Annotated in this window: 14 protein-coding genes; 12 read left to right on the top strand and 2 right to left on the bottom strand. The window is 57.8% G+C overall.

Translation table 11 applies throughout. From position 1 onward, the window contains the following. Nucleotides 1–237 precede the first annotated feature (237 nt). Nucleotides 238–555: a hypothetical protein gene (locus tag AC1Q64_RS24520; RefSeq protein ID WP_492253074.1), complete on the top strand. Its 318-nt coding sequence runs from the start codon at nt 238–240 to the stop codon at nt 553–555. 473 nt (nt 556–1,028) lie between these two features. On the opposite strand, the gene AC1Q64_RS24515 is transcribed toward AC1Q64_RS24520, so the two are convergent. Further along, nucleotides 1,029–1,385 carry a hypothetical protein gene (locus AC1Q64_RS24515; RefSeq protein WP_492253073.1) on the bottom strand — a complete coding sequence of 119 codons (357 nt, stop codon included), beginning with the start codon at nt 1,383–1,385 and terminating at the stop codon, nt 1,029–1,031. Continuing rightward, nucleotides 1,357–2,046: a S24 family peptidase gene (locus AC1Q64_RS24510; protein ID WP_492253072.1), complete on the bottom strand. Its 690-nt coding sequence runs from the start codon at nt 2,044–2,046 to the stop codon at nt 1,357–1,359. Before AC1Q64_RS24510 ends, AC1Q64_RS24515 begins: the two co-directional genes overlap by 29 nt. A gap of 69 nt (nt 2,047–2,115) precedes the next feature. Between AC1Q64_RS24510 and AC1Q64_RS24505 the strand changes: the two genes are divergently transcribed. From AC1Q64_RS24505 to AC1Q64_RS24455, 11 genes are all read left to right on the top strand, one after another. Then, nucleotides 2,116–2,331, top strand: a complete 216-nt coding sequence (locus AC1Q64_RS24505) for a helix-turn-helix domain-containing protein (RefSeq protein WP_492253071.1) — start codon at nt 2,116–2,118, stop codon at nt 2,329–2,331. Nucleotides 2,332–2,417: 86 nt separating this feature from the next. Beyond that, complete coding sequence (locus AC1Q64_RS24500) at nt 2,418–2,795, top strand: hypothetical protein (protein WP_492253070.1); 378 nt, start codon at nt 2,418–2,420, stop codon at nt 2,793–2,795. Beyond that, nucleotides 2,792–2,950, top strand: a complete 159-nt coding sequence (locus AC1Q64_RS24495; protein WP_492253069.1) for a hypothetical protein — start codon at nt 2,792–2,794, stop codon at nt 2,948–2,950. The genes AC1Q64_RS24500 and AC1Q64_RS24495 overlap by 4 nt, the downstream gene beginning before the upstream one ends. A gap of 254 nt (nt 2,951–3,204) precedes the next feature. Further along, nucleotides 3,205–3,405 (top strand): helix-turn-helix domain-containing protein, encoded by a 201-nt coding sequence (locus AC1Q64_RS24490; protein WP_492253068.1) that lies wholly within the window; start codon nt 3,205–3,207, stop codon nt 3,403–3,405. Continuing rightward, entirely contained in the window at nt 3,405–3,944 is a 540-nt protein-coding gene (locus AC1Q64_RS24485) for an HNH endonuclease (protein ID WP_492253067.1), read from the top strand. The genes AC1Q64_RS24490 and AC1Q64_RS24485 overlap by 1 nt, the downstream gene beginning before the upstream one ends. Continuing rightward, nucleotides 3,944–4,771 (top strand): hypothetical protein, encoded by an 828-nt coding sequence (locus AC1Q64_RS24480; RefSeq protein WP_492253066.1) that lies wholly within the window; start codon nt 3,944–3,946, stop codon nt 4,769–4,771. Before AC1Q64_RS24485 ends, AC1Q64_RS24480 begins: the two co-directional genes overlap by 1 nt. Continuing rightward, nucleotides 4,758–5,417, top strand: coding sequence for a DUF6475 domain-containing protein (locus AC1Q64_RS24475; protein WP_492253065.1), 660 nt, complete (start codon nt 4,758–4,760; stop codon nt 5,415–5,417). The genes AC1Q64_RS24480 and AC1Q64_RS24475 overlap by 14 nt, the downstream gene beginning before the upstream one ends. Beyond that, nucleotides 5,414–5,539 (top strand): hypothetical protein, encoded by a 126-nt coding sequence (locus tag AC1Q64_RS24470; protein ID WP_492253064.1) that lies wholly within the window; start codon nt 5,414–5,416, stop codon nt 5,537–5,539. The genes AC1Q64_RS24475 and AC1Q64_RS24470 overlap by 4 nt, the downstream gene beginning before the upstream one ends. A gap of 475 nt (nt 5,540–6,014) precedes the next feature. Beyond that, the gene (locus AC1Q64_RS24465; RefSeq protein ID WP_492253063.1) at nt 6,015–6,236 is read left to right on the top strand and encodes a hypothetical protein; all 222 of its coding nucleotides are present in this window, start codon (nt 6,015–6,017) and stop codon (nt 6,234–6,236) included. Then, complete coding sequence (locus AC1Q64_RS24460) at nt 6,233–6,424, top strand: hypothetical protein (protein WP_492253062.1); 192 nt, start codon at nt 6,233–6,235, stop codon at nt 6,422–6,424. The genes AC1Q64_RS24465 and AC1Q64_RS24460 overlap by 4 nt, the downstream gene beginning before the upstream one ends. Beyond that, a complete protein-coding gene (locus AC1Q64_RS24455) occupies nt 6,421–6,648 on the top strand; it encodes a hypothetical protein (RefSeq protein ID WP_492253061.1) in 228 nt (75 codons plus the stop codon). Before AC1Q64_RS24460 ends, AC1Q64_RS24455 begins: the two co-directional genes overlap by 4 nt. Nucleotide 6,649: the final 1 nt, after the last annotated feature.

The raw sequence follows: 6,649 nt of genomic DNA, 5'->3' as shown, positions 1-6,649 counted from the left end.
CACGCCCACTACACACCGGTTCACCCGGCACCTGCGTTGGTCTGCATGTCGGTGCGCGGCTCGATCACTTGGCACCCAACACCGCTTTGTTTGCGGCGATGGGTGTACTGTAAGCGTACTAACATTCACTGTCAAGTGCTCTAACAAATATTTTGTAAATGCGCTAACATTTGTCACCTGCTCAGATTCGCGCAGGCAACAAAAAACCGCCTCGGTGGGCGGTTCATAGGAGTGCTTATGAAGTTAGCAGATGGGCCAGAGGCTCAGCGGACGGCTACCGACTTGGCGAACACGGGCATGGTCAAGTGGGACCCAAACGGTCAATATGGAGTGTTCCCTCGTTCCTGGGCAATCCAAGACGATATTGTCAGCTTTGTGGTCGCGCAGCTTCAAGGAGGGCCGCTGCCGATTCGGCAAGCGCTTGAAGCTTGTAGTCAGACGATTGCGACGCTAGAGCAGCGGATTGCAATCGCTCAAAAGTCTCTTGTAGCTCACGAAGCAACGAGGGATCTGCTGCTTGCCGCTTTAGAAGCACAGCGACAGCCGCAAACGTAGCGAGCTGGGCGCCCGCAACTGCATCAAGGTGATATCGGTCTTTTGGCTCCATGATTCACCTGCATGTGTTTATAGGGTTAGGGGAGTCAGGGCATGAAGGCGGACGGGAGGTGAGTCCCGCCCGCGTTCATTACACCAGGAGCGCAAGGATCAGGATGATTGCATCGACCGGAGCCGAGATGGTCACCTTCACCTTGCCAACCTGGACTGCGATTTGCAGCTTCATGGTTAGTCCCCATGTTGCGCGACCGCAGCACCGGTGCTTGGCCGCCTGTACGGGTGGCCTCGCTTTGGAGGTTACTGGAATGGTTGAGGGCCTTCGCGTGCGACCGCGAATCCTCTAGATTTCATTGGCCCCCTGACGGCGTATAGGCCATACGCCGGGGACGCCGAGGGGCCGGGTGCAGCTAGTCGCATAGCTGCTTGTCCGGCCCCTCGGGTATCCCGAATTCACATGCAATCCGTATAGATGGCTAGCGGTCTTCAAAGCCCGCCAGCAACAGTCCAAGAGTGACCCCGCAGACAAACAGTGCCGCCCCTGAATTGATGGCGTTCAACATTCCATGCAGGCCCAGCCAATCCATTGGCATCACCGCCCATTCCCAATGCAACAGCGGGCCAATAGCATCCAGAACACCAGACGGGATCCACTCGCCAGTTTTAAGGTAGGCATAAATCTGCGTTGACAACAATCCCAGCGCTCCCAAGCTGGAGGCAACGCATAGCAACGCACCAATTCCGCGAATGGTTTTGGCGACACCGTCCTCAGACCTCATGGCGATTCCTTGTTGGGTTTGCGGCTCAGTGAAAGCCGGATTCTTGGAAAGCATCCTGCGGCACTCCACCGGCAACACGGTGAATGCTTTCTATTTCATCAGCCGATAGCGTGGTGGGTGCATACCCGTCGTTGATGGAAAGCAACTGCACCTGATCGCCTCGCACCCAATTCATCTGTTTGAGCAACTTCCGGCCGTCTTTGAGCTTTACCACTACGTCCCGCCCAGGCTGAGCCTCAATGCTTGGCGTGACCACGATGAACTCCCCGGCGCGATAACGTGGGTGCATGGAGTCTCCCTTCACCCGTAGAGCGTATGCAGCAGAGTCCTTTGTCCAAAACTCCACAAAGCCCTCACCATAGCCAGGCGGGAACTGCATTTCTTCTAGGTAGCCATCTGTGCCGCCTTTGACATGACCGACAACAGGCACAAGTCTTGAGGATGCCAGCGCGGGAGCATCCGCCACGTTCGATGCAAGAGGCAATGGCACGCCCTCGGGGGCCATCTTTGGGCCCTCTCCACTTGAGATCCATAAAGCGCTGAATCCTGTCTTGGCAGACAACTTGGCCGCTGGGGCTGCCTTGAGGGTTTTGGTAGGCCCGTCTTTCCACTGAGTCGCAGCGGAGGACGACACGCCAGCAGCATCAGCCAATTCCCCAACCGTCAGCTTGGTTACGGCCATCAATTCGGCGATTCGATCTTGCAGCGTATTCATGTAAGCGAGCTTACCGACTTCGCTTGTTAGTGTGCTTGACTTTGTTTGTAAGAGTGCTAACATGGCCGCATGGAAAAGATCAAAGCCATCGAATTGCTGGGCGGAACTGTTGCCAAAGCGGCCGACGCCATAGGCATCAACTCCCAGGCCATTTCGCAATGGCCCGACACCCTTCCGCCCCGCCTTGCTGACCGAGTAATTGCCGCTTGCGTCCGCTCAGGCATCGCAGTTCCTCGCGAACTTGCCAAGCCATCCCGCAAAGCCAAGCCCACCCAAGCGGCCTGAGCCATGGCAATCAATTTTTCTATTCGTGTTCATGGCGCCCATTGTTTGGCACGCCATTGATAACCAGTGATACCCGGAGATAACACATGCCATCAGCCGTTATCAGTGCAGCTAAAGACCAGCTCACGTTGAACTTTGAACCCGGTCTTGCAGAGCGCTACGGCTCTCTGCGTGAGTGCATCGCAACCGGTGTTTATCAGCGTGGCCTCAAGCGCGTAGCCATCGACTTGGACCAAGCGCCCAGCAATCTGTCTGTGCAGCTGTCGGAAGACAGCAGTCGCAATTTCAGCGTGGACAGCCTGGAGAAGTACATAGAGAAGACTGGCGACACCGCCCCGGTGATGTACCTGATAGAGCGCTTCCTGGCTGCAGATGCTCGCAACGATGGCGCAAAGAAGGTCGCCGCCATGCGCGCAAAGATGGCCGAAATGATGCGCGAGCTGGAAGGCATGGGTGCCGCATGAAAGTCTACGTCCGCATTGATGGCGTGACCGCCGTGTTCGACAGCGAGAACACAAACCACTCCATGGCTCAAGTTGAAGTGGCTTTGGAGCTGGCTCGCTGTGGTGTCCAAGAGTGGTGCTTGATCCTCGCTGTGATCGATGGAGGCAAGCAATGAGCCTCTGGAACCCCCGCAAGCCCCTGAACCAGCCGCCTCACTTCCGCACTGGTTCAGTCCCCACAAAGCCCCAAGACCCCGTAGAGCGTGCCGCCCTGGTAGCTCTCAATCACGCGCGCAACGACCGGAGCAATCGGGTTAGCGCGAAGACCGCTTAACGGTGAAGCCTGCGACCAGAACTGCAGGCATGAAAAAACCCGCTGTCATCGGCTGCCAGGCCTCGGCGGGTTTCTTGAGTAACTAGGAGCAATTCTATGACGCAACACCAAATCCTCGCAAGGCTCTTGTCGCGTAAATGCGGCACTACGGCCATGGAGATCATCCAGCAAGCAGGCACCGTATGCCCTCACAAGCGCATGGCAGACCTCAAGGCCAAGGGCTGGACCATCACCAAGAAGCAGGTGAAGGGCAAGAACTACCACCGCTATTTCGGCACTGCTCCTAAGGGCTGCTGATGGCCCAGCGCAAAGCGATCAGCAAGAAATCTCGCTTCGAAGTTTTCAAGCGAGACGGTTTTACGTGCCAGTACTGCGGCGCACATCCACCCGCAGTCATTCTTCATGTTGACCACATCAACCCCGTCGCAAAAGGCGGTGGTAACGATATGGACAACCTGATTACCGCCTGTGATTCCTGCAATCAGGGCAAGTCCGATCGTTTGCTCGCTGACATTCCGCAGTCCCTGCAAGACAAGGCTGCGCAGATCGTTGAACGTGAAGAGCAGATCAAGGGCTACCAGCGCGCCATGGACGCCAAGCTCACCCGCATAGCCGATGAGTGCATGGAAGTGGTTGATGTGTACGAGCGCTTTAACGAGGGCTACACATTGAACGATGCAGCACTGGTTTCGGTTCGCCGCTTCATCGAGAAGCTGGGTGTGCACGAAGTCATTGCGGCAATGGAGCGCGCATACACAAACCCAAAGGTCCGGTCGGGCCAGGAATACAAGTATTTCTGCGGCATCTGCTGGAACAAGATTCGGGAGATCGAGTGATGGCGCGCGCCCGAAACATCAAACCAGGATTTTTCCGGAATGCTGACTTGGCAGAGCTGCCTTACGAGGCCCGCCTATTGTTCATCGGCCTGTGGACGATCGCCGATCGCTCCGGCCGCATGGAAGACCGACCCAAGCAAATCAAGATGGAGCTGTTCCCTGCTGACAGCTTGGATGTTGATGCTTTGCTGGACGAACTATCTGCGATCGGCATGGTTGCACGGTACTCGCACGATGGAAAACGCTACTTGCAAGTGGTGAATTTCGCGAAGCACCAGAACCCCCACAAGGACGAGAAGGTCAGCACCATCCCGGATCAGGATGGGCACCTTGCAACACCCGAACCAGACAAGAAGAAGCACCGTGCAAGCACTGTGCAAACACAGTCGAACGACGTTGCGGACACTGTGGCAATCGGGCTGATTCCTGATTCCCTGATTCCTGATTCCCTGATTCCTGATTCCCTCATCCTTGATACCACTCCTAACGGAGTGGGCGGCGATGCCGCCAAGCCTTCCGCCGATCTGACCAAGGATGAACTTTGGAAAGCCGGGAAGTCCTTGCTCGAGCAATCGGGCATGCCTAAGGCGCAGTGCGGATCGTTTGTCGGCAAGCTGGTCAAGGACTACGGCGACCTGATTGTGGTGGACGCGGTGCGATCCGCTGTCCTAGCCCGTCCTGCAGACCCGGTCGAATACCTCAAGGCGACTTGCATGCGCTCCGTTGGGAAGCGCTCACCAGTCAACAAGCAAGAGGCACTAGAGCAGCGCAACCGATCGGTGGCTGACGCCTGGGCGAGCGAAGGAGCAGACCATGCAGCAGTCTGAGCGCGGCGACTTCGCCCAATTGATCACCGATGTTTTGGCTTACTACCGCCAGGACGCCAGCCGTTTTGTGCTGGACCTGTGGTGGAACGCCTGCCGCTCGTTTGAGCTGGAGCAGGTGCGCAAAGCCATGCAGCGCCACGCCACCGACCCGGAGCACGGCCAGTTCGCGCCCAAGGTGGCCGACCTTGTCCGCATCCTGCAAGGCACGACCACCGATCGCGCTTCGCTGGCATGGGGCAAGGTGCTGGAAGCAATGTCCTCTGTCGGCGCCTACACCGATGTGGTGTTTGATGACCCAGCCATTCATGCAGCAGCCGATGACATGGGCGGCTGGCCCAAGATGTGCCGCACCGAACTGAAGGAGCTGGGCCTGCTGCAGCACCGCTTCATGCAGTCTTATCGCGCCTACACCGAGCGCGGCCAGTTTGACTACCCGAAGCGTTTGGGCGGCGATCGTAGCCCTGACAGCGAGTATGAAAAGGCCGGGTTGAAGCTGCCACGTCCTGCACTGATTGGCGATCCAGACAGGGCCAAGCTGGTTTACCAAGGCGGCGGCGCTGGCAAGACCGCCATTTCCTTTCAATCAATTCAATCACTGGGTGGCCCGATCGCTGCGGCCATCGAAGGCCCAAGGAGTGCAGCATGACCCGCGCACAAGCCAACCACCTCCTCGACCTTGTTCGCGCTGGCGGCACCGTCCCAGAGTCGCAAATCCTGTTTGCACTGTGGGTCACCGGTGATCTGTTTTCGGAGGCCATCAATGCATGACCTGCTCAACCTGTCTCCACTGGTCACCCAAGCAATCCGGCCAGATGGCCAAGCATCGTCTAGCAATCTGCCTCAAGGGGCCGCGCTGGACGTTCTATCCACCACAGCACGTCTGTGGAAAGCACCAAGCAGTTGCACCGGATGTGGCGGCTGTGAGGGTTCAGTGGCTCAACAAGAAGGGGTGAATCATGAACTGTAAGCCTGGGGATATTGCTCGGATCATCGAGCAGGGGCGCAACCGCGATGCTCTGGTGCGTGTGCTTGATGATTTGGAATGCGATCCTGGTGTGTGGCGTTGTGAGGCGCTACAGACAGTGGTTGCCTACCGACTAAATTGGCCAGTTGGCAGCTTCCCGGCTGGAACAATTTTATGGGGGCCAGATGCCAACCTCCGCCCCATCCGCGACCCTGGCGACGACGCCCAAGACGAAACCCTGTCCTGGCTCCCAGTGCCAAGCACTGAGAAGGAGGCGGCATGACCCAAGCAGAAATCATCGCAATGGCAACAGAGGCGGGGCTTAACTCCTACCGCATCGCGCCTGGCGAAGCAGTTGCCGTGTGGAAGCGCTTCGCCGCCCTGGTAGCAGCCAAGGAACGGGAGGCGTGTGCGCAGGTGTGTATGGACCGCCGCTCGCTTGATACACCGTGGGACTGTGCTGTGGCTATTCGCGCCCGAGGCACGAAGGAGGGCGTATGACCGTTCACATCCTTTGGTGGCATTTCCCGGCGTTGCTGACGGCCGTCTGGGTTGCGGTAGCCATGTGGCTCGGACTGCGCCCCGGAAGCGCTTGGGAGGACCTTATGTACGGGACAACCATGATTTTGCTCGCTCTGCCTGTGCTGTTTGTGTGGGTGGTTGCGATGGCTTGGAGGATCGCAGCATGACCATCGGTGTCTTTCTCCCCGAAGGCATAGAAGCCGAAGTCTGCGCCGACATTGCCCGCCGCCAGCAGATGGGAATCAACAAGTACGGCACCACGGTTGCAGAGAACCGGCTGTCTCTGCGTGAGTGGATGTCGCACCAGTACGAAGAACTGCTGGACGCCGCGATCTACTGCAAGCGCGCGATTGCCGAGATTGACGCGCAGGAGGGGCGGCGCCATGGATAAG

The sequence above is a fragment of the Acidovorax sp. GW835-FHT14G06 genome (assembly GCF_058793595.1).
The sequence above is the reverse complement of the archived record's forward strand: the minus strand, read 5'-3'. Positions and strand labels throughout refer to the sequence as shown.